Annotated in this window: 18 protein-coding genes; 11 read left to right on the forward strand and 7 right to left on the reverse strand. The window is 70.3% G+C overall.

The features are described 5' to 3' along the window. Positions 1-29 precede the first annotated feature (29 nt). Positions 30-908 carry a LysR family transcriptional regulator gene (locus ABGB11_RS18850; protein ID WP_347634452.1) on the forward strand — a complete coding sequence of 293 codons (879 nt, stop codon included), beginning with the start codon at positions 30-32 and terminating at the stop codon, positions 906-908. On the opposite strand, the gene ABGB11_RS18855 is transcribed toward ABGB11_RS18850, so the two are convergent. The 7 genes from ABGB11_RS18855 to ABGB11_RS18885 form a co-directional block, all read right to left on the reverse strand. Further along, on the reverse strand, positions 898-3,837 hold the full coding sequence (locus ABGB11_RS18855; protein ID WP_347634454.1) for an AAA family ATPase: 2,940 nt from the start codon (positions 3,835-3,837) through the stop codon (positions 898-900). The two genes, ABGB11_RS18850 and ABGB11_RS18855, sit on opposite strands and share 11 nt — an antisense overlap. Positions 3,838-3,906: 69 nt before the next feature. After that, the gene (locus tag ABGB11_RS18860; RefSeq protein ID WP_347634456.1) at positions 3,907-4,527 is read right to left on the reverse strand and encodes an alpha-ketoglutarate-dependent dioxygenase AlkB; all 621 of its coding nucleotides are present in this window, start codon (positions 4,525-4,527) and stop codon (positions 3,907-3,909) included. A 42-nt stretch (positions 4,528-4,569) separates the two neighbouring features. Next, positions 4,570-6,504: an AarF/UbiB family protein gene (locus ABGB11_RS18865; protein ID WP_347634458.1), complete on the reverse strand. Its 1,935-nt coding sequence runs from the start codon at positions 6,502-6,504 to the stop codon at positions 4,570-4,572. A 130-nt stretch (positions 6,505-6,634) separates the two neighbouring features. After that, a complete protein-coding gene (locus ABGB11_RS18870; protein WP_347634461.1) occupies positions 6,635-7,501 on the reverse strand; it encodes a helix-turn-helix transcriptional regulator in 867 nt (288 codons plus the stop codon). Positions 7,502-7,694: 193 nt separating this feature from the next. After that, positions 7,695-8,732 carry an XRE family transcriptional regulator gene (locus ABGB11_RS18875; protein ID WP_347634463.1) on the reverse strand — a complete coding sequence of 346 codons (1,038 nt, stop codon included), beginning with the start codon at positions 8,730-8,732 and terminating at the stop codon, positions 7,695-7,697. 16 nt (positions 8,733-8,748) lie between these two features. Beyond that, entirely contained in the window at positions 8,749-9,390 is a 642-nt protein-coding gene (locus ABGB11_RS18880; RefSeq protein ID WP_347634465.1) for a hypothetical protein, read from the reverse strand. Positions 9,391-9,399: 9 nt separating this feature from the next. Beyond that, positions 9,400-9,831: a hypothetical protein gene (locus ABGB11_RS18885; RefSeq protein WP_347634467.1), complete on the reverse strand. Its 432-nt coding sequence runs from the start codon at positions 9,829-9,831 to the stop codon at positions 9,400-9,402. A 222-nt stretch (positions 9,832-10,053) separates the two neighbouring features. Here ABGB11_RS18885 and ABGB11_RS18890 point away from each other — a divergent pair, with 222 nt between their 5' ends. From ABGB11_RS18890 to ABGB11_RS18935, 10 genes are all read left to right on the forward strand, one after another. After that, a complete protein-coding gene (locus ABGB11_RS18890; RefSeq protein ID WP_347634469.1) occupies positions 10,054-10,713 on the forward strand; it encodes a hypothetical protein in 660 nt (219 codons plus the stop codon). A 46-nt stretch (positions 10,714-10,759) separates the two neighbouring features. Further along, positions 10,760-11,455: a hypothetical protein gene (locus ABGB11_RS18895; RefSeq protein ID WP_347634471.1), complete on the forward strand. Its 696-nt coding sequence runs from the start codon at positions 10,760-10,762 to the stop codon at positions 11,453-11,455. A 345-nt stretch (positions 11,456-11,800) separates the two neighbouring features. Continuing rightward, on the forward strand, positions 11,801-12,229 hold the full coding sequence (locus ABGB11_RS18900; protein WP_347634473.1) for a hypothetical protein: 429 nt from the start codon (positions 11,801-11,803) through the stop codon (positions 12,227-12,229). Positions 12,230-12,387: 158 nt separating this feature from the next. Continuing rightward, positions 12,388-12,849, forward strand: a complete 462-nt coding sequence (locus ABGB11_RS18905; protein WP_347634475.1) for a nuclear transport factor 2 family protein — start codon at positions 12,388-12,390, stop codon at positions 12,847-12,849. A 95-nt stretch (positions 12,850-12,944) separates the two neighbouring features. After that, a complete protein-coding gene (locus ABGB11_RS18910; RefSeq protein ID WP_347634477.1) occupies positions 12,945-14,165 on the forward strand; it encodes a hypothetical protein in 1,221 nt (406 codons plus the stop codon). Then, a complete protein-coding gene (locus ABGB11_RS18915) occupies positions 14,165-14,950 on the forward strand; it encodes an SDR family oxidoreductase (RefSeq protein ID WP_347634478.1) in 786 nt (261 codons plus the stop codon). The genes ABGB11_RS18910 and ABGB11_RS18915 overlap by 1 nt, the downstream gene beginning before the upstream one ends. Before the next feature lie 13 nt (positions 14,951-14,963). Further along, the gene (locus ABGB11_RS18920) at positions 14,964-16,142 is read left to right on the forward strand and encodes a sulfotransferase (RefSeq protein WP_347634479.1); all 1,179 of its coding nucleotides are present in this window, start codon (positions 14,964-14,966) and stop codon (positions 16,140-16,142) included. A gap of 45 nt (positions 16,143-16,187) precedes the next feature. After that, positions 16,188-16,973, forward strand: coding sequence for a class I SAM-dependent methyltransferase (locus ABGB11_RS18925; RefSeq protein WP_347634481.1), 786 nt, complete (start codon positions 16,188-16,190; stop codon positions 16,971-16,973). Between the two features lie 107 nt (positions 16,974-17,080). Then, entirely contained in the window at positions 17,081-17,632 is a 552-nt protein-coding gene (locus ABGB11_RS18930; RefSeq protein WP_347634483.1) for a hypothetical protein, read from the forward strand. A gap of 116 nt (positions 17,633-17,748) precedes the next feature. Then, positions 17,749-18,630, forward strand: a complete 882-nt coding sequence (locus tag ABGB11_RS18935; protein WP_347634485.1) for a diacylglycerol kinase family protein — start codon at positions 17,749-17,751, stop codon at positions 18,628-18,630. The last annotated feature ends 50 nt before the right edge of the window (positions 18,631-18,680 follow it).

Consider the following 18,680-nt stretch of genomic DNA (forward strand, 5'->3'; position numbering starts at 1 on the left):
TCCAATAGCGGCCGTGATAACCATCGGTGATGGACGCGCATCTGCGGGATCTGCGGTACTTCGTGGCGGTCGCCGAGGAGTTGTCCTTCACTCGGGCGGCCGAGCGGCTCTTCGTGTCGCAGCCGGCGCTCAGCAAGCAGATCAGGCAGCTTGAGGAGCAGCTGCGGGTGCGCCTGTTCGACCGCGACCGGCGGGCCGTCGCGCTGACGGCGGCGGGACGGGTCCTGCTCCCCGCGGCCCGCGACATGCTCTGCGGCTGGGACGAGGTCCAGCGGGCGGTGAGCGACGCGGCGGCGCGGGAGGCGTCCGTGCTGACCGTGGGCATGTCCACCAGTGTCGGGCGCGGCCTGATCGCGGACATGCGGGAGCGGTTCGCGGAGCGCCGCCCCACCTGGAGCATCCGGTTCCGCCAGGTGAACTGGGAGGACCCCACGGCCGGCCTGGCGGACGGTGCTGTCGATGTGGCGTTCGTGTGGTTGCCGGTCCCGGGACAGGAACAGTTCAACATCCAGGTGGTCGCCGAGGAGCCGCGCTACGTCGCGTTCAGGAACGACCACCCTCTCGCCGGACGCGCGACCGTCGCGTTCGAAGAACTCCTCGACGAACCCTTCATCGCGCTACCCGAGACCGCCGGCCCCTTACGCGACTTCTGGCTCGCCCTCGACGAACGCGATGGAAGGCCTGTCCAGGTCGGTGCGACCGCATCCAACGCGGACGAGACGTTCGCCGCCATAGAGGACGGCGGCGGCGTAGTGCTCATGGCGTCCGGCAACGCCGACATCTACCGGCGCCCGGGAATCACGGCGATTCCGGTGACGGGGCTGTCCCCGAGCCGGCTGGCTCTGGCGTGGCGGGCCGGGGACCACAGGAACGTGATCCGCGACCTGCTCCACACCGCTAGGACCTGACGTCCTCCGGCAGGAGCGTCGCGAGCTGGTCCGTGGTGAGCTCCGCGCCGGTGTTGGCGAGCTGCTCGGTGCGTCGGGCGTGGGCGGTCACGGCGGCGCGGAACAGCTTGTCGACCTCGCGGCCGTTGCCCTGCCGGAACCGGGCGTGGTTCGCCTTCAGATGGACGGCGAGGGCCTGCCGCGTCGGGTCCGGGACGCGGTAGTCCGCCGCCTTGGCCTTGCCCAGGAAGATGGAGACGAGGCTGTCCACGTTGTAGGGGTGGAAGGTCAGGGTCCGGGCGAAACGCGAGGCGAGACCCGGGTTCGTGGCGAGGAACCCGTCCATCTCGGACGTGTAGCCGGCGGCGATGACGATGACCTCGTCGCGGTGGTCCTCCATGAGCTTGACGAGCGTGTCGATGGCCTCCTGCCCGAAGTCGTGGCCCGACCCCGTCGGACGCGACAGCGAGTACGCCTCGTCGATGAACAGCACGCCGCCCCGCGCGCGCTCGAACACCTCCGACGTCTTCTGCGCCGTCTGCCCCACGTACTGCCCGACCAGGTCGACCCGCGCCGCCTCGACGACCTGCCCCTGCGCGAGGACGCCCAGCGCGGCCAGCAGTTCCCCGTACAGGCGGGCCACGGTCGTCTTGCCGGTGCCCGGGGGCCCGGCGAAGATCAGGTGCCCGGTGAACGGCTCGGCCTCCAGCCCGGCCGCGCGCCGCCGGCGAGCCGACGCGAGCAGGTCCAGCAGGTCGCCGATGTCGCGCTTGACCTCGTCCAGGCCGGTCATCGAGTTCAGATTGTCGAGGACGGTGCGGACCTGGCCCGGGTCACGCGCCTCCCCGAACCGGGCGGCGAGGCCGGTCTCGACGTCGAGGTCCTCGGCGAGCAGCAGGGACAGCTCCTCGCCGGAGGGCAGCTCGTCCAGGTCGGCGAAGCGCTGCGCCTGCCGCTCCACCGCCGCCTCGAACATCCGGCGCGCCGCCCGCCCGTTGCCGAACGTCGCGTCCCGCTTCACCGACGTGAAGTGCTCCAGGATCGCCTGCCGCGCGTCGTCGGCGAGCCGGTAGCCGTCCTTCTCCGCCTGCGCCGCGGTGATCTGGACGAGCTCGGCCGGGCTGTAGTTCTCGAACTCGACCGTCCGGGAGATCCGGGACTTGAGCCCGGGGTTGGCGGAGAGGAACTCGCGCATCTCCGCCGAGTAGCCGGCCGCGATGACGACGACCTCGTCGCGGTGGTCCTCCATGAGCTTGACGAGGGTGTCGATGGCCTCCTGGCCGAAGTCGGTGCCGGTCGTCGGGCGCGAGAGGGTGTACGCCTCGTCGATGAACAGCACGCCGCCTTTCGCGCGGTCGAAGGCCTCGGTCGTCTTCAGCGCCGTTCCGCCGACGTTCTCCGAGACGAGGTCGGCCCGGCTCACCTCGACGACCTGGCCCTTCTCCACCACACCGAGCGCCGCCAGGATCCCGCCGTACAGCCGCGCGACGGTCGTCTTGCCCGTTCCGGGCGGGCCGGCGAACACCATGTGGCGGCCGATCGCCGGGCCGGGCGGCAGGCCCGCGAGGCGCCGCTGCTCGGCGACCTTCTGCAGGTTCGTCAGCTTCCGGATCTCGCGCTTGACCCCGGCGAGGCCGATCATCGCGTCCAGCTCCGCGAGCAGGACATCGGCGGACACCGCGCCGCCGGTCTGCGTCCGGACCGGTTCCGGGGTCTTCTCGACCGGTGCCTTGGATTCGCTGACCTGCGTGGTCACCGTCGTGGGGCGGTCAGGGTCGAGCTGGTCCGGCCGGCCGTTGCGGTCGCTGGTCAGCCCGTCGATGTCGACGGCGGCGCCGCTGGACACGAAGACGCCCGATCCGTGGTTCTCCACCACCGTGCAGCGGCGGAGGGTCAGTTCACCGTTCGGCTCCACGCTCACCCCGGCCAGCCCGCTGCCGCTGATCGTCGTCCCGTCCAGCAGGGCGCGCGCTCCGGCGCCGAGCCCGGCGCCGACCTTCCCGGAGTCGGCGATCCGTCCCCGGACGACCGTGACGTTCGCCTGGTCGGTGAAGGACAGCCCGTTGGTCGACGCCCCGAGGATCTCGCAGTCCTCCAGGAGCGCGACGCCCCTCTCGACCACCACGCCGGTGCGGCGCGGCGCCTCCATCGTGATCCGGCGGGCGGTCAGCGAGCCGCCGGTCGCGACCCACAGCGCGTCCGCCCCGGCGCCGGCGATCAGGCAGTCCTCCGCGACCGCGTTGCCCTTCTCCACGGCGATCAGGGACGACTCGCCCGAGTCGTGGAAGGCGCAGTTGCGGACGGCCGCGTCCGCGCGGTCGTCGACCCGGATGCCGGCGCTCGCCGGGTTGCTGATCGTGCACTGCTCGATCAGCGGGCGCGACCCCTCGGTCACCCAGATCGCGTGCTGGCCCGCGTCGGACACCCGGCACGACCGGATGGTCACCGTGCTGCCGCTGCGGATCGCCACCGCGTTGCCGTCCGTGCCGGAGACGGCGCTGCCCTCCATGATCCCGGACGCTGCGCTGTAGACGACCGCGCCGTCCTGCACCTGGCACTCCTTCAGCGCCAGCCGCGCGCCCTGCGCCGCCCGCACCGCGAGGTCGGACCGGCTCATGAACTCGCATTGCTCCGCGAGGACGCTGCCCTCCGCGACCTCCAGCGCGAGGCCCTGGGCACTCCAGTTCCGGACGATCAGCCCCTGCAGCGTCACCTGCCCGGTGACCTCGATCGTCGCGTCGGTGGCGCCGTCCAGCGTCACCGAGCCCGGCCCGCCCACCGCTGTCAGGACGAAGTCGCCCGAGCTGCGGAATCCGGTGTTCGGATACAGCCCCGGCTCGATCAGGATGTGCCTCCCGGCCGGCCCGTACACGGGCAGCGGCGCCTGCAGCGCGTCCAGCACCGTCCGATACGCCCCGGGGGAGGTCTGTGAAACGACCAGACGCAGCAACGGCCCTCCTCACGAATCACCGTAATGGTGCCATGAGGCGGCGGGACCCCGCGTGCTTCCCCTCCCGGCTCAGCGGACCCCGCGCGGCCTGAACTGGACGCTGATCCGGGCGCCCTTCACGCGGGTGCTCTTGGGGATCGCGTGTTCCCACGTCCGCTGGCAGCTCCCGCCCATCACGATGAGGTCGCCGTGGCCGAGTTCGTGCCGGACCGTCGGGCCGCCGCCCCCGCGCGGGCGCAGCAGCAGGCTCCGCGGCGTGCCGACCGACAGGATCGCCACCATCGTGTCGTGCGTCGCGCCCCGTCCGATCCTGTCGCCGTGCCAGGCCACGCTGTCGCGGCCGTCGCGGTACAGGCAGAGCCCGGCCGTGCGGAACGGTTCACCGAGTTCCTCGGCGTAGTGCTCGTTGAGCGCCGCCTTCGCCTCGACCAGGACGGGATCGGGCAGGTGCTCGTCCTCGTCGTAGAACGCCAGCAGGCGAGGGACGTCCACGACCTTCTCGTACATGCGCCGGCGCTCCGCACGCCACGGGACGCCGTCGAGGAGACGCTCGAACAGCGCGTCCGCCGCGGGGATCCAGGAGGGCAGGACGTCCACCCAGGCGCCGTGCGCCAGCCGCGTCCGCCGTGCCGACCGCAGCGGGCGCGGTCCGCGCTCGTCCGTGTCGTCCAGCAGCGACCCTTGGAACATGCCCCCACTGTATCCAGCGGGTCAAACATGTGTTCGATCATGTCACCGGCGGAAGATCACCGCGAGCACGCGCAGGGACAGCACCGAGGAGATCACCAGCCCGCAGTAGCCGAAGAACTGGAACAGGGAGACGTCCGGTGTCATGGCCGGGCCGTCGTCCAGGCCGAGCAGCATCACCGCCATCACCCCGGCCGTCGAGGCGAGGACGGTGAGCAGCACCTGCTGGAGGAGTCCGGTGACCGTCCGCCGGTCCGCCTCGTCCGCGAACAGCCGGATGTTCATGGTCAGCCGGCCGGCCTCCGCGGCGGCCGCGATGCGGTCGATGCGGCGCGGGAGCTTGCGCAGCATCGGCATCAGGCTGACCAGCTCGTCGCTCGCCGCCTCCTGGAGGGACGCGGGCCGCAGCCGCTCCCGCAGGTAGGTCTCGCCGAACGCCTGCGCCTCCTGGACGATGCCGAAGCCCGGGGCCAGCTCCGTCAGCCCGCCCTCCAGCGTCGCCAGCGCCCGGAACACCGCCGCGATCTCCGCCGGGACGGCCAGGTCGAACCGCGCGACCAGCCGGAACAGGTCGGTGAACATCGCCATGTCCGGGGTGGTGCCGGGGCCGAGGTGGCGGGCCATGAAGGCGCCGAGCGCGCGGGCGAGGGCCTGCTCGTCCAGCTCGTCGGGGCGGGCCGTGAACTCCAGGAACGCGTCCGTCACCGCGACCGCGTCGCCCCGGTTCATCGCGATGAGCATCCGCTGCAGGCCGCTGCGCAGCTCGGCGTCGAGCCGCCCGACGGACCCGAAGTCGATCAGGCCGAGCCGGCCGTCGTCGAGCAGCAGGATGTTGCCCGGGTGCGGGTCGGCGTGGAACACCCCGTCCAGGACGATCTGCCGCAGGACGGTGTCGAGGAGGGTGTTCGCGAGCTTCGTCCGGTCCACGCCCCGGGCGTCGATGCGCGGGCCCGCCTTGCTGAGCGCGACCCCGTCCAGGCGCTGCATGACGAGGACGCGGCTCGTGCACAGGTCGTCGTACGGGCGCGGGATGACGACGTCGCCGCCGCGCGCCGTCGCCGCCACGGACGCCATGTTGCGCGCCTCGACGCGGAAGTCGAGCTCCTCGCGCAGCGCGGTGGCGAACCCGTCCGCGAGATCGACGACGCCGAACGACCTGGCCCACCCGGCGCGGTCGTGCAGCGACCGGGCGAGCCGGCCGACGATGTCCAGGTCGCGCTCCACGACGTCGCGCACGCCCGGCCGCTGGATCTTGACGACGACCTCCTCGCCCGACCGGAGCGTCGCCGCGTGCACCTGCGCGATGGACGCGGCGGCGAGCGGCGTGCGGTCGAAGGAGGCGAACACCTCGTCCGGGTCGCCGAGCTCCCACCGGAGCACGCGCTCGATCTCCGGCCACGGGACGGGCGTCGCGCGGTCCTGGAGCCGCCCGAGCTCCCGGACGAACTCCGCCGGCAGGACGTCCCGCCGCGTCGACAGGACCTGCCCGAGCTTCACGAACACCACGCCGCCCTGCTCCAGGGCATGGGTGAACGAGCGCGCCGTGCGCGGGGTCGGCTTGGCGCGTCCCCGCAGGTAGGGGCCGAGGCCGTGGCGGAGGAAGATGAACGAGATCCGCCGGTACCGGCGCGCCCGCGCGATTCGCGACCGGAGGCCGCCGAGCCACGACAGCGGCGACGGGACGGTTCCGGTCGGGACGAACGCCTCCCACAGCACCAGGGCCGTCATCGAGACCAGCAGCGCGCACGCGAACCCGAGGCAGACGAACCAGAGCAGCGGCGTCACCTCCCGGCGGTCGCCGAGGTCGCCGATCAGCGCCGTGATGATCGGGCTCGCGACGCCCTGCCCGAGCGCGCCGGCCACCACCGTCCTGAACAGGGAGAACCGGACGTTGAGGAGCCGCCGCGCCCCGTACGCCATGACCCACGTGTTGATCGCCGTCCCGCTGATGAACGCGACGACCGCCGCCGAACTGTTCACTTTCCTACCGCCCGCAGAATCGCCTACCTGTCGCGGCGACGCTACGGAGTGTGAACCGGCCCCGCCTCCCACCTACGGGGGAGCCCGCTCGCCCCGGCGGGTGATCGTCGGCACGGCCGGCGGCGCGGGGTCAGAAATCGCGCAGGAGGCCCTTGAGTAGCGAGGCGGTGCGGGTGGGACGGGCCGCGCGGATCGCCAGCAGATCCATGATCCGCTGGTACCGGAAGGCCTCCTCGCCCTCCGGGTAGCGCGCGCCGGTCAGCTGCTCCAGGTAGATGACGTCCTCCAGGTCGTGCTCGGCGAACCGGACGATCGTGATCGGACCGCCCAGCGCCAGATGCCCGCCCGCGGAGAACGGCAGCACCTGGAGTTTCACGTTGTGCATGCCCTCCGACACCGCGATCAGGTGCTCGATCTGGCCGCGCATCGTGTCCGGCCCGCCGATCGGCCGGCGCAGCGCCGCCTCGTCGATCACCGCCCACAGGGTCGCCGCGCCGGTCGGCCGGTGCAGGATCTCCTGCCGCCGCATCCGCACCTCAAGGCGCCGTTCGAAACCCTCGTACGCCGCGTCGTGGTATTCGAGCCCGATTACGGCGCGCGCATAATCGCGCGTTTGCAGCAGGCCCGGAATATATTGCACCTCGTAACAGCGAATTGTGGTCGCCGACTGTTCGAGACCGAGATACTGCTCGAACCAGTTCGGCACGACATCGCTGTAGCTCTGCCACCAGCCGGGTTTGCGGGCCTCCTCGACGAGCTCGACGAAGCTCGCGCGCTCGTCCTCGTCGTCGACGCCGTAGAGGGTGAGCAGGTCGAGCACGTCCCGGACCTTGAAACCGTGTCGTCCCAGCTCAAGCCGGCTCATCTTGGACGCCGACCCGTGGATCGCCTCGCCCGCCTCGGCGCGGCTGAGGCCCCTGTCCTCACGCAGGCGCCGTAACCGCGTGCCGATCTGCATGCGCAGCGCGGTCGGGCCCGCCTCCCGGTTGTCCAGCACAAGATCTCCAGCGTCCGCGTACGTCCGTCCCCGGCAACTCCCGGGAGGGTCTCACAACTAATGGCGAGTGTGCAGGAGACCCCCGGACAGAGATATATAACTCGGGAAGCGCGTTGTACAAATCACATCATCGTGTTAAACGGGTTCCTAAAGGACCGTTCCATTGACCCGGAGACGGAAGGGACGGCCGGGTTCAGCGGTGCGGGACCAGGAGGTCGAGATCGGCCCTGGTCACCCGGGAGCGCTCGGCCACCTCGTCCCGGTCGACCCCGGCCTGTCCGACGATCTCGATCGCGCGGGTCAGCATGGTCGGCCGCTCCAGCCCCCGGGCCGGACCCGGCTCCCGGCGCCGCCAGCCCCGCGCGCTCATCGCGCTCATCGCGTTCCGGTACGCGGTCTCCTTCATGATCCCGAGCGTCCGCGCGCGGTAGAGGAGCGCGGCCATGCTGACGCCCCAGGTGCTCTTCAGCGACGCCAGCCGCTCCCAGTCGGGGGTCGACGGGAGCTCGGCGGCGATGCCCTCCTCGGGCATGAGGAACTCGGCGGCGAACCGGTGCGCCTGGTCTTCGACGATCTTCTCTCCGGGCTCGGCGTCGGCGTGCATCACGAGATGGCCCAGCTCATGGGCCCCGTCAAAGCGGTTGCGCCAGTAGTCGCCCTTCGCCGGGTTGAAGAACACCATCGGCCGCGGGTGGATGCCCACGCTGAACGCGTCGACCCGCTCGGCGGCCTCCGGCAGGACGAGGACGATCACACCGTGCGACTCCAGCAGCCTGACGACGTGCGGCACCGGACCCGGCCGGTCGAGCAGGGCCTTCCTGGTCAGCCGGGCCGCCTCGACGGGACCGGGGCCGGCGATCTCGTCAGGCGGGACCGGGTACTCCGGCAGGGCCACCTCGGGAAAATCGACGTGCTCCTCCAGCGCGGCGACGACGTCGGTGGCGATCCGCCCGTAGGCCAGCGCCTGGTCGCGCTCGATCTGGCTGGTCGATCGCAGTGACCGGAAGTGGGCACCGTCCATGGAGACGGGGCTGCGCCCGGCGTGGAAGAACTCGACCGGCACGCCGAGCGCGATGGCCAGCCGCCGCAGGGTCGTCTCCTCGGGCTTCTGGACGCCCGCCTCGTACTGCCCGATCGCCTTCGGCGTCGTCCCGACGGCCAGGGCGAGCTGGTTCTTGCGAAGCCCACGCAGGCGCCGGGCGAGCGTCAGCCGCTCGCAGTCGAACAGCACCCTGCGCCACCCTTTACTAGGCCGTTTTCGTCTCCCCGCGAAGCCGCATGGGCACGTCTCGTTCCTCGTCGCCCCAGAGCGGCATCGTCCGCTCGACGAGCTTACGACGTGGATCGGCGCCGATGGTGTCGTCCAGAGGTTTCACCCAGTGCCAGGCGGTGCCGCCGTCCGCGTTCCACCTGGGACGTCCCAGGAAGAGCTCCATTTCCAGCGGCTCCTCGCTGGCGCTGTGCGCGAGCACGAGCGTCACGACGCCGGGCGTGTCGCCGTGGCCGATGCCGAGCGGAAGCGCCAGCTGCGGGTCGTCGAGGTAGCTCTGCTGCGCGACGGACTGCTTGGTGGGGCTGTCGCGGTCCCACCGGATGCCTCGCACGTTGCCGAACTCGTGGTGCTTGAGCAGGACGCGGTAGCGCCCGTACCGCCACCCGGGCGACCCGTTCAGATCGTCCCGCGTGACCGGGGGCTCGCCCTCGAAGACCCGGTCGATCTGCGAGGTGAGGACGTCGAAGGCGCTGACCCCGTACGACCGCTCCGTGAACCCCGCCGCCCGGCTCAGCCCCCCGAACACGGCCAGCGTCGCCTCGCGATGGGCCTCGCGGAGCGCATGCAGAAACCCAACCTGGAGCAACTCTCCCCAGACAACCTGCTCCTCAGCCATACCCCGACCCTAACCACCACCACCGACAAAGCCGCCTTCGCTAAAGCGCACGGCGGACGGTTTCTGCGTGCGGTCGGCCGCAGGACCTGATGGCCGCCGCAGGCTTTCGCCCGCGGCGGCCATCTGACGCCCCCCGCGTCCAGCAGTCCGTGCACTCAGCTCCGCGCGCCCTGCGATCGTCTGGTCGGCCTGGATGACGGCGCCGGCCTCCAGCCCGCTCGACACCAGAGTGACGATCACGTAGCTGATCCCGGTGGCGAACGCCAGATTCCCGGCCCACTCGTACCGCGAATCGACGCTCTTGACGAACTCCCGGAAGCCGGTCACGAAGATGAGCAGGAATCCCAGCGCGAGAATCCCGATCAGGAGCCGGCTGAGAACATACCTCGGCCGCTCACCGGCGCGCCCCCGATATTCCCACCGCCGGGCGCGGTAGCTCACTTCGCCTTACGGCGACGAGTCTTCCCGGTGCGTGCGATCAGGTTGGCGCTCGCGGCGCGAGGTCTTGCCGGCCTCCTGAGGAGGGGCCAGCCCCTTGGTGCCAGGCTGGGACCGGCCCCTCTCGTCGTCCCTAACCCGCCCGAGAGTGCCGCGCCGCCCACCACTCCACCCCCCAAAAAAACCCGTACGTGGTGATTGTGGTGGGTGTGTCACGCTGGGTGGATGGTGGTTGGTGAGGGGTCGTCCCGGTGGGGGCGGTGGCGGGTTGGGGTTGCTATCTCGTGCGCCGTTGTTGCCGTGGTGGGTGGGGGCGGGGTCGTGGCCGTCTGGCGGCTTGGGCTCTTCAACTGGGATGGCCGGTTCGAGGATCTTGATGCATGCGAGCTCATGCCTGAGGCGGAAGTTCTTGCGCCGTTGGTCTCGAACGGGCGGCGGGAGCCTGGGGAGTCCAAGCCTCGGTCGTTTCTTGGGTTGGGCGGTGATACCTGGTCAGAGTGCAAGTGGAGCAGCGTGCCGACGCGGGTCGACCGGCCGTTCCGGACGGTGCGTGTCCACGTCCAGACGAAGCATGCGGCCACGGATCGGAACGGTCCTGAAGTCGCCGCCGATGCGCTGCAGAACTGGTACGACAGCCGTGTTCGTCGGGGTGCCCAGGTGACGCCGGTCGACGTGGGGGAGAAGGGCTACGGGGTCACCGACAAGGCGAGCTTCGTCGTCATCGTGGCTCGCATCGAGGTGTTCGATGTGCACGCCAAGTTCAGGGTGTCCAACGCGGTTGTGGACGTGTCGGCGCGTACCCATGACGAGCCGGGCGTTAAGGAGAGGGCGCAGGTGGAGGGCCTCGCGAAGACGGTCGCCGCCCGGTTGGACACTTTCGGCTGATCTGGTGGGGTGGTGGCGCCGTCTGAGCGGCTTTATCGTTCGGTGGGTGTCGGGTGATCAACGGGTGCGCAGGCCTGGTGACGGGGCCGTTCTGGTCGCGATCAAGCGGCCCTCGCGGGAGCGCCGGCGGGCGGTGGGGCGGCGGGCCTGGGGGCGGATGAGCCGGGCGCAATGGATCGTGGCGGGGCCGCTCGTCGCGGTCGTTCTCTTTTTCGTGGTCGCTTTGACCGTCTACCCGCCCTTGTACGTGCTCTTCGGCACGGGCGTGCCGGGGCTGGTCGACGAGGCGGGGGAGAAGGGGCCTGTTCCGGCCGGGGACAAGTTCAAGGCTTTGGGGATCTGGATCCCCTGGACGCTGGTTCTCGGGTTCGGGGTATGGGCGTTCGTCCGGCAGCGGGTCATGCGTCCGTACCTGGCCTTGGATGTGGACGGGGTTTGGGCCGTCTTCGGCGGGCGTATCCGGGACGGGCTCGGGTGGGAGGAGATCGCCGCGATTCATGTCGTCGGGGAGAACGAGCCCACGACAGTGCCCGCGGCGCCACCGTTCGTAGAGATCTTTCCGACCAAGGCGATTGACGACTCTGGTTCGGCGACCCCTTTGGCCGCCATGGTCGTCACGGCTCAGCCTCCGGCGCCGAGGCTGCGCGGTAAGCGCTATGTCATCGAGTTGGACGTGTCGACTGATGAGTTGGGCCGTGCCATCGAGCGGTTCGGTGCAGGTAAGCGCCTCGTCCTGGGGTGAGCCAGGTGCCGGAATCCGTTCTGCTTTCACAGGCGAAACGCTGCGACCGAGGCTGCTCACGTTGGGGCCCGATCCGATCCTGTGGACGATCGTCGCCGAGGCCATGGAGTAGCGCCGCCTTCCCTACGACGGTCGAATACCCGCCGTACGAGTTGGGGCTCGTCGAATCCGGCGCCGGGAACGTCTCGTAGCCGTGGGCAGAACCGCGTGGGGTGGTGGGGCGTCTTATGGGCGGTGAGGGCAGGCTTGGTGGAGCGGGCTCGGGCGCTGATGGCAGCGGTGGGGCGACGTCCGGCGTCGGACGAGGACGCGGCGCGGGGGTGGGTGCTTGCGGCGGTTGCGGTGGTGACCGCCGGGCTGCTCGTGTTTCACGGTGTCCTGCCCGACTCGGCGGGCAGTTTGGTCGAAACGTTCCTGCCCTGGTTCGGCCTGGTCGTGGTGGTGCTGCTCATCTTGGCGCTGGTGCGTCGTTCGGCCGCCGCGCTCGTTGCCCTGCTGCTGCCGGCGGCGGCGTGGGCATACGGCTTCGGCGGGTTGCTCCTGCCCGTGGGCAAGCCCGGCGGGCACGACCTGGTCGTCGTGCAGCACAACGTCAGTGACGAGAACACCGACCCGGCGGGACGGCTCGCGCACTGGCCAACGCCCGGCCCGATCTCATCGCGGTGGAAGAGCTGGTGCCTTCGGCGGTGCCGGTTTACGAGGAGACGTTTGCGGCGGGTTTCCCGTATCACGCGGTTCAGGGCACCGTCGGGCTTTGGTCGAGGCATCCGCTGAGCGGCGCCGCGCGGGTCTCGGTGGGGTGACAGGGCGAGGGGCCGCGCGACGCGGCCCCTCGGGGTCAGGGGCGTTGGCCGGGCTTGGGGACGATCGCGGCGGTCGGCAGGTAGAACATGTTCTTGTCTTATCGCGGTGGAGCGAGCAGGCTGTGTCGCATGGATCTGGTTGCCCTGGAAGAGATTCGGCGGCTGAAGCACCGCTACCTGCGCTGCGTCGACCTCAAGCTGTGGGACGAGTTCGCCGAGGTGTTCGCCGAGGACGCCGTCGCCGAGTACGACACGCCCGTCCTCAAGAAGACGCTCCGGCTGGAGGGGCGGGACGCGATCCTCGACTACATGCGCTTGAACCTCGGGCCGGACAAGATAACGACGCACACGGCGGGCTGCCCGGAGATCGACCTGGACGGCGACCGGGCCACCGGCATCTGGTCGCTGGACGACACGATCATCATCCCCGAGCACAGGCTGCTCATCCGGGGCGCCGCGTTCTACCACGACACCTACCGGCGCGGGGACGACGGGACATGGCGGGTCGAGAAGACCGGGCACCGGCGGACCTACGAGTACATGGTGTCGCTGGACGACGCCCCGAGCCTGAAGTTCACCACCTCCCATTGACCGGGACCCCGCGTTGACCTCCGCTTAGAACGAGTTCTAGCGTCCGTCCCGCCAGTCGAGCACGGCTTTCTCACCCGCGATCCCAGGAGAGCCCGGTGGCCACCGACTCAGCCGCAGGCACGACCGACCGTTCCGCAGCCGCCGCGCGCTCGTTCGCCGACGCGGTCCTGGAGGCCGAGCGGATCATCCGCACCGCGCCGCACGTCAAGACCGACCAGGACCTGGCCGAGGGCCTCGACTACCTGGCCGGCAGCATCAAGGCGTCGCTGCACATGGTGGGCGCCTACCAGCAGGACTATCCGTTCTTCGCGTCGTCCACCGGCCCCTACACCAAGCTGGGCCTCGACAATCCCGACACGCTCTACTTCCACGCATACATCAGGGACGACGCCGAGTACGTGGTCACGGGACGGCGCGGCACCACCGCCGATCTCAGCTTCCAGATCATGAACGGCGACTATTCGCCCACCCAGTCGCCCGACAGCCTCACCGCGTTCGACGACCGCGAGCTGGACATCGCCGAGGACGGGACGTTCCAGGTCCGCTTCGGCCCGGCGAAGAAGGACGCCGGCCCCGGCTACGTCGCGCTCGCTCCCGGATCGGCGATGCTGATCGTCCGGGAGGTGTTCAGCGACTGGGAGAACGAGAGGCCGGGCGAGATCCGCATCCACCGGGCCGACACGCTCGGGACGTCCCCGCTGCCCACACCGTCCGATCGGATGGCCCGGCGGTACGAGATCGCGGGGAAGATGCTGGTGTCGAGGATCCGCACCTTCCTGGCCTTTCCCGAATGGCACTACCTGCGGTTGCCGGTCAACACGCTGACCGAGCCGCGGCCGACACCCGGCGGGCTGTCCACGCAGTTCTCTTCTGTGGGCCACTACGACCTGGACGACGACGAGGTCATGGTCATCACCGCCCCGGCCGCCGCCAAGGACGTGGCCCCCTACCAGGGATTCCAGCTCGGCAGCATGTGGTACATCTCGCTCGACTACATCAACCACCAGACGAGCCTCACCGCCGACCAGGCCCGCGCCGACGAGGACGGCATGATCCGGTACGTGGTCAGCGAGCGCGATCCCGGCCTCGCCAACTGGATCGAACGGACCGGCCACCGGCGCGGTTACCTGCAATTCCGCTGGCAACGTCTCACCCACGACCTCAAGCCGGAAGACGGACCGAGCGTCGAAGTGGTCCCGTTCGACGAACTGCCGAACGTTCTGCCCTTCTACGAAAGGCAGCGCATCGGCAAAGACGAATGGGCGGAGAAGATAGCCGCGCGCCAGACCGCCGTCGCGAAGAGGATGCTCGGCTGATGGGCACGGAACTGCTGAAGGACAAGGTCGTCGTCATCTCCGGGGTCGGCCCCGGGCTGGGACGCAGCCTCGCGCTCCAGTGCGCGGACGCCGGCGCCGATGTCGTGCTCGCCGCCCGCAAGGAGAAGCGCCTTCTGGAGGTCGCCAAGGAGGTCGAGGAGATCGGCCGCCGCGCCGTCACCGTCCCGACCGACATCCGGGACGCGGATGCCTGCGAACGGCTCGCCGAGGCGGCCGAAGAGGCGTTCGGACATGTCGACGGCCTCATCAACAACGCCTTCGCGACGCCGCCGCTGACCGACCTCACCACGGTCGACATCGACGCCGTGCGCGCCGGGTTCGAGACCAACGTGCTGGCCGCGCTGCACCTCACCCGGCTGTTCGTCCCGGCGCTGGAGGAGACCGGCGGCTCGGTCGTGATGGTCAACTCGGCCGTGCTGCGCCATTCGAGGCGGACGTTCGGCGCCTACAAGATGGCCAAGGCGGCGCTGCTCGCCATGGCGCAGAACCTGTCCACCGAACTCGGCCCGCGCGGCATCCGCGTCAACACCATCGCGCCGGGCTACATCTGGGCTCCGAACCTCAAGTGGTACTTCAACCACCTCGCGGAGAAGCGCGGCGTCCCGCCACAGCAGGTGTACGACGAGAACGCCGCGACCACGGACCTGCGGAAACTGCCCGAGCCCGACGAGGTGGCAGACACCGTGGTGTTCATGCTGTCGCCGCTGGCGCGCGCCGTCACCGGCCAATGCCTGGACGTCAATTCCGGCGAGTGGCACCACTAGGAAGGGCGCACCGATGGCGAACGGCCGCGACAGCGTGGGGACCGTCGAGGACCTGCACGCCTCCGCCAGGAAAGTCACCGGCATGGACGACTTCGGCGGCGACGAGTACATGGAAGGCCTGCGCGTCCTCCTGGAGTCGCTCGTCAAGGACGCGGGGCTCACGCCGTTCGGCAACAAGGCGCAGCGGGCGATGCTGCGCGGCGCTCTCGCCGCGCGGCAGTTCTCCGAGGCGGCCTGGCGTCGTCATCCCGAACACGCCGAGGTGCCCATCGAGCGGCCCATCTTCGTGACCGGCCTGCCCCGCACCGGCACCACCGCCCTGCACCGGCTCCTCACCGCCGACCCGGCCCACCAGGGCCTCGATCTGTGGCTAGCCGAGGTGCCGCAGCCCCGTCCTCCGCGCGAGACCTGGGCCGACGACCCGGTCTTCCAGGCGATCGACGCCGGCTACCGCCGGCACCACGTCGAGAACCCGGAGTTCATGGGCGTCCACTACATCTCGGCGGACTCGGTCGAGGAATGCTGGCAGCTCCTGCGCCAGAGCATGCTGTCCATCTCGTTCGAATGCCTCGCCCACCTGCCCACCTACTCGGCGTGGCTCGCCGAGCAGGACTGGACGGACGCCTACCGCCGCCACCGGCGCAACCTCCAGCTCATCGGCCTCAACGACGCGGGGCGCCGCTGGGTGCTGAAGAATCCCAGCCACCTGTTCGCGCTGGACGCGCTGCTCGACGTCTACCCCGACGCGCTGATCGTCCAGACGCACCGCTCCCCGCGCACCGCGATGGCGTCGATGTGCAGCCTCGCCGCGCACGCCACCGCCGGATGGTCGGACGTGTTCACCGGCGCCACGATCGGCCGCGACCAGTTCGACCTGTGGAGCCGGGGCCTCGACCGGTTCCGCGCCGAACGCGCCCGCCGCGATCCCGTGCAGTTCGCGGACGTCTATTACCACGATTTCGTCCGCGACCCCATCGGAACGGTCGAAGGCGTCTATACCCGATTCGGGCTGCCCTTCACCGGCGAGGCCCGAACCGCCATGACGGAACTCCACCGCGCGAGCGCCACCGGTGCCGCAAAACCGGCACATCGGTACTCTCTGGAAGACTTCGGTCTGACCGCGTCCGAGATCGACGACCGTTTCGCCGACTATTCCGCGAGCCCGCGCTTGCCGGGCGCGGCGGCAGGGTAAGGCACCCAGCACTCACCACACGGGTGCTCATGGGGGATGAGCCTGATGACCGGACCGCTGCCGACCACCCGCAGGAACCGCGCGAGCCTGGCCTACAAGATCCGATATGCCGTACGGAACCCGGACAAGATCAGGTCGTATCTGTCGCGGCTCGCCCGCGATGTGAAATTCCGCGTTTCCAGCCGGAACCACATCGCCTACTACCGGGCCGTCATGAAGTCCGACACGGCGCGGAACCCGGAGGCCGCCGTCGGGAGCCGCTCCCACGAGCGCTGGCTCGCGCTCGGCCAGATGCAGTTCGACTACCTGCTCAAACACGGCCTCAAGCCGGACGACCGGATCCTGGAGATCGGCTGCGGGAACCTGCGGGCCGGCTGGCGCTTCATCGACCACCTCGACGCCGGGAACTACTACGGCATCGACATCTCGCCCGACATCCTGCTCGCCGCGCAGAACACGCTCGTCCGCCACGACCTGGGCGAGAAGATCCCGCACCTGATGCTCGTCGACGACCTGAAACTGAAGTTCCTGCCGTCCGGCTACTTCACGATCGTGCACGCGCACAGCGTCTTCAGCCATTCGCCCATCGAGGTCATCGACGAATGCCTCGCCCACGTCGGGCGCGTTCTCGCTCCCGACGGCTTCTTCGACTTCACCTTCGACCGCACCGAGGGAACCGAGCACCACGTCCTGCGCGAAGATTTCTACTACCGCACCGAAACGCTCATCGCGCTGGCCGAGCGCCACGGATTCAGCGCCCGTTTCATGGACGACTGGGAAGAACTCCCGCACGGCCAGTCGAAAATCCGCGTCACCCACCGCGAAGCCTGACGCCGGCGGCGCCGCCCGTGGATTCGCCTTTACGCGCGCATGGGTTTGATCGACACGGCGCCGAGGAATCCTTCGCCAGTTCGGAGGTATCTCAGGTCGGGGGAACGATGGACGTCGCGCAGCTCGCCCGCGCCTTCGCCGTCCCGGCGGTGGCGGCGCTGCTGGCCGGTGCGCTCCTCGCGGGATGCAGTGACGACCCGACCGAGACCGATGTGTCGCCCGCCGCCGGCATCTCAGGGCAGATCGGGGCGGTCGACATCCGCGACCTCTTCGTCCTCGGCGGGCAGGAGGGCGAGACCATCCCGCGGGGCGAGTCGGTGCCCGTCTACATGACGCTGGTCAACTCGCCCAGCGACGCCGAGACCGCCGACGCGTCCGGGGGCCCCGAGCCCCCCGCGGGCACCGACCGGCTGACGGCGGTCTCGTCGTCCCAGGCCTCCTCCGCCGAGATCGTCGGGGGGACGATCGGCCTTCCCGCCGGCGAGGACGTGCAGATCGGACCCAAGCCCACGATCGTCCTGCACGGGCTCAAGCAGGCCGTGCAGTCCGGGCAGTTCGTCCCGATCACCTTCCGGTTCGAGCGGGCCGGCAGCGGGACCCTGAACGTCCCGGTCCAGGCGCGCGAGGGCGATCTGGAGAGCTACTCCCCGGCCCCATGAAGGGTGGCGCCGGAATTATCCGGACATGAAGGGGAAGGCATCGGTCGCGCGGGCACCCCCGCGCCCTCCGGCCCGCAGCGCCTCCCGGAGGTTCCCGTCCGCCGACCCGAGGGACCATGCTTCTCTTCACCAACGCCAACGCCGGCACCCATGACGCCGAGACCGTGGAGAAGGTCGCCGGCCTCCTCCGCGACGCCGGGCGGGACGTGACCGTCTGCCCGTCCGCGTCGTCCGGCGACCTCGACCGGGCCCTGGACGGCGACCGCCACGCGGTCGCCGTGGCCGCCGGCGGCGACGGGTCCATCAACCGCCTGGTCGGCGTCCTGTACCGGCGCGGCGAGCTCGACCGGACGGTGGGCCTCGTGCCGATGGGCACCGGGAACGATCTCGCCCGCAACCTCGGCATCCCGCTCGACCCCGAGGACGCCGCCCGCCTCCTGCTGGACGGCGGCCGGCGCGAGCTGGACCTGATCGTGGACGAGGACGGCCACACGACGCTCAACGCCGTCCACGCGGGCATCGGGGCGGCCGCCGCCGCGAGCGCCACGCGGTTCAAGCCGCGGCTGAAGGCCGCCGCGTTCCCGGTGGGCGCGACCCTGGCGGGCCTGCGGCACTCCGGATGGCGGATGAAGGTCGAGGCGGACGGCGAGCCCGTCGCCGAGGGCAAGTTCCTGATGGTGGCGCTGAGCAACGCGTCCGGCATCGCCGGCGGTACGGCCCAGCTCGCGGCGGACGGCCACCCGGGGGACGGCAAGCTGGAACTGGTCGTCTCGGCCGCCACCGGACCGTTCGCGCGGGTCGCCTACGCCATGCACCTGCGGCAGGGAACCCACCGCTTCAGGGACGACGTCCTGCACAGCACGGCGTGCAGCGTCACCCTCAGCGGCGAGGACTTCCGGATCAACAGCGACGGCGAGGTGTCCGGCCCCTTCACGAAGCGCACGTGGACCTTGCGCCCGAAGGCCTGGCGCCTGATCACCCCGCCCGCCGCCGAGTGATGCCCGCAAGGCACCCCGCACTTCCCGAAGCCGGAGCGGGTGTGGTTAGC

Origin of the sequence: Actinomadura sp. B10D3 (assembly GCF_039871695.1) — a bacterium.
In the GTDB taxonomy this organism is placed as follows: Bacteria; Actinomycetota; Actinomycetes; order Streptosporangiales; family Streptosporangiaceae; genus Spirillospora; species Spirillospora madurae.

Bases quoted from the DNA above. Each gene is read 5' to 3' on its own strand.
- ABGB11_RS18890 (WP_347634469.1), top strand. From the start codon at position 10,054: ATGGTGGTTGGTGAGGGGTCGTCCCGGTGGGGGCGGTGGCGGGTTGGG.
- ABGB11_RS18935 (WP_347634485.1), top strand. From the start codon at position 17,749: ATGCTTCTCTTCACCAACGCCAACGCCGGCACCCATGACGCCGAGACC.
- ABGB11_RS18930 (WP_347634483.1), top strand. From the start codon at position 17,081: ATGGACGTCGCGCAGCTCGCCCGCGCCTTCGCCGTCCCGGCGGTGGCG.
- ABGB11_RS18915 (WP_347634478.1), top strand. From the start codon at position 14,165: ATGGGCACGGAACTGCTGAAGGACAAGGTCGTCGTCATCTCCGGGGTC.
- ABGB11_RS18905 (WP_347634475.1), top strand. From the start codon at position 12,388: ATGGATCTGGTTGCCCTGGAAGAGATTCGGCGGCTGAAGCACCGCTAC.
- ABGB11_RS18880 (WP_347634465.1), bottom strand. From the start codon at position 9,390: ATGGCTGAGGAGCAGGTTGTCTGGGGAGAGTTGCTCCAGGTTGGGTTT.
- ABGB11_RS18925 (WP_347634481.1), top strand. From the start codon at position 16,188: ATGACCGGACCGCTGCCGACCACCCGCAGGAACCGCGCGAGCCTGGCC.
- ABGB11_RS18850 (WP_347634452.1), top strand. From the start codon at position 30: ATGGACGCGCATCTGCGGGATCTGCGGTACTTCGTGGCGGTCGCCGAG.
- ABGB11_RS18920 (WP_347634479.1), top strand. From the start codon at position 14,964: ATGGCGAACGGCCGCGACAGCGTGGGGACCGTCGAGGACCTGCACGCC.
- ABGB11_RS18860 (WP_347634456.1), bottom strand. From the start codon at position 4,527: ATGTTCCAAGGGTCGCTGCTGGACGACACGGACGAGCGCGGACCGCGC.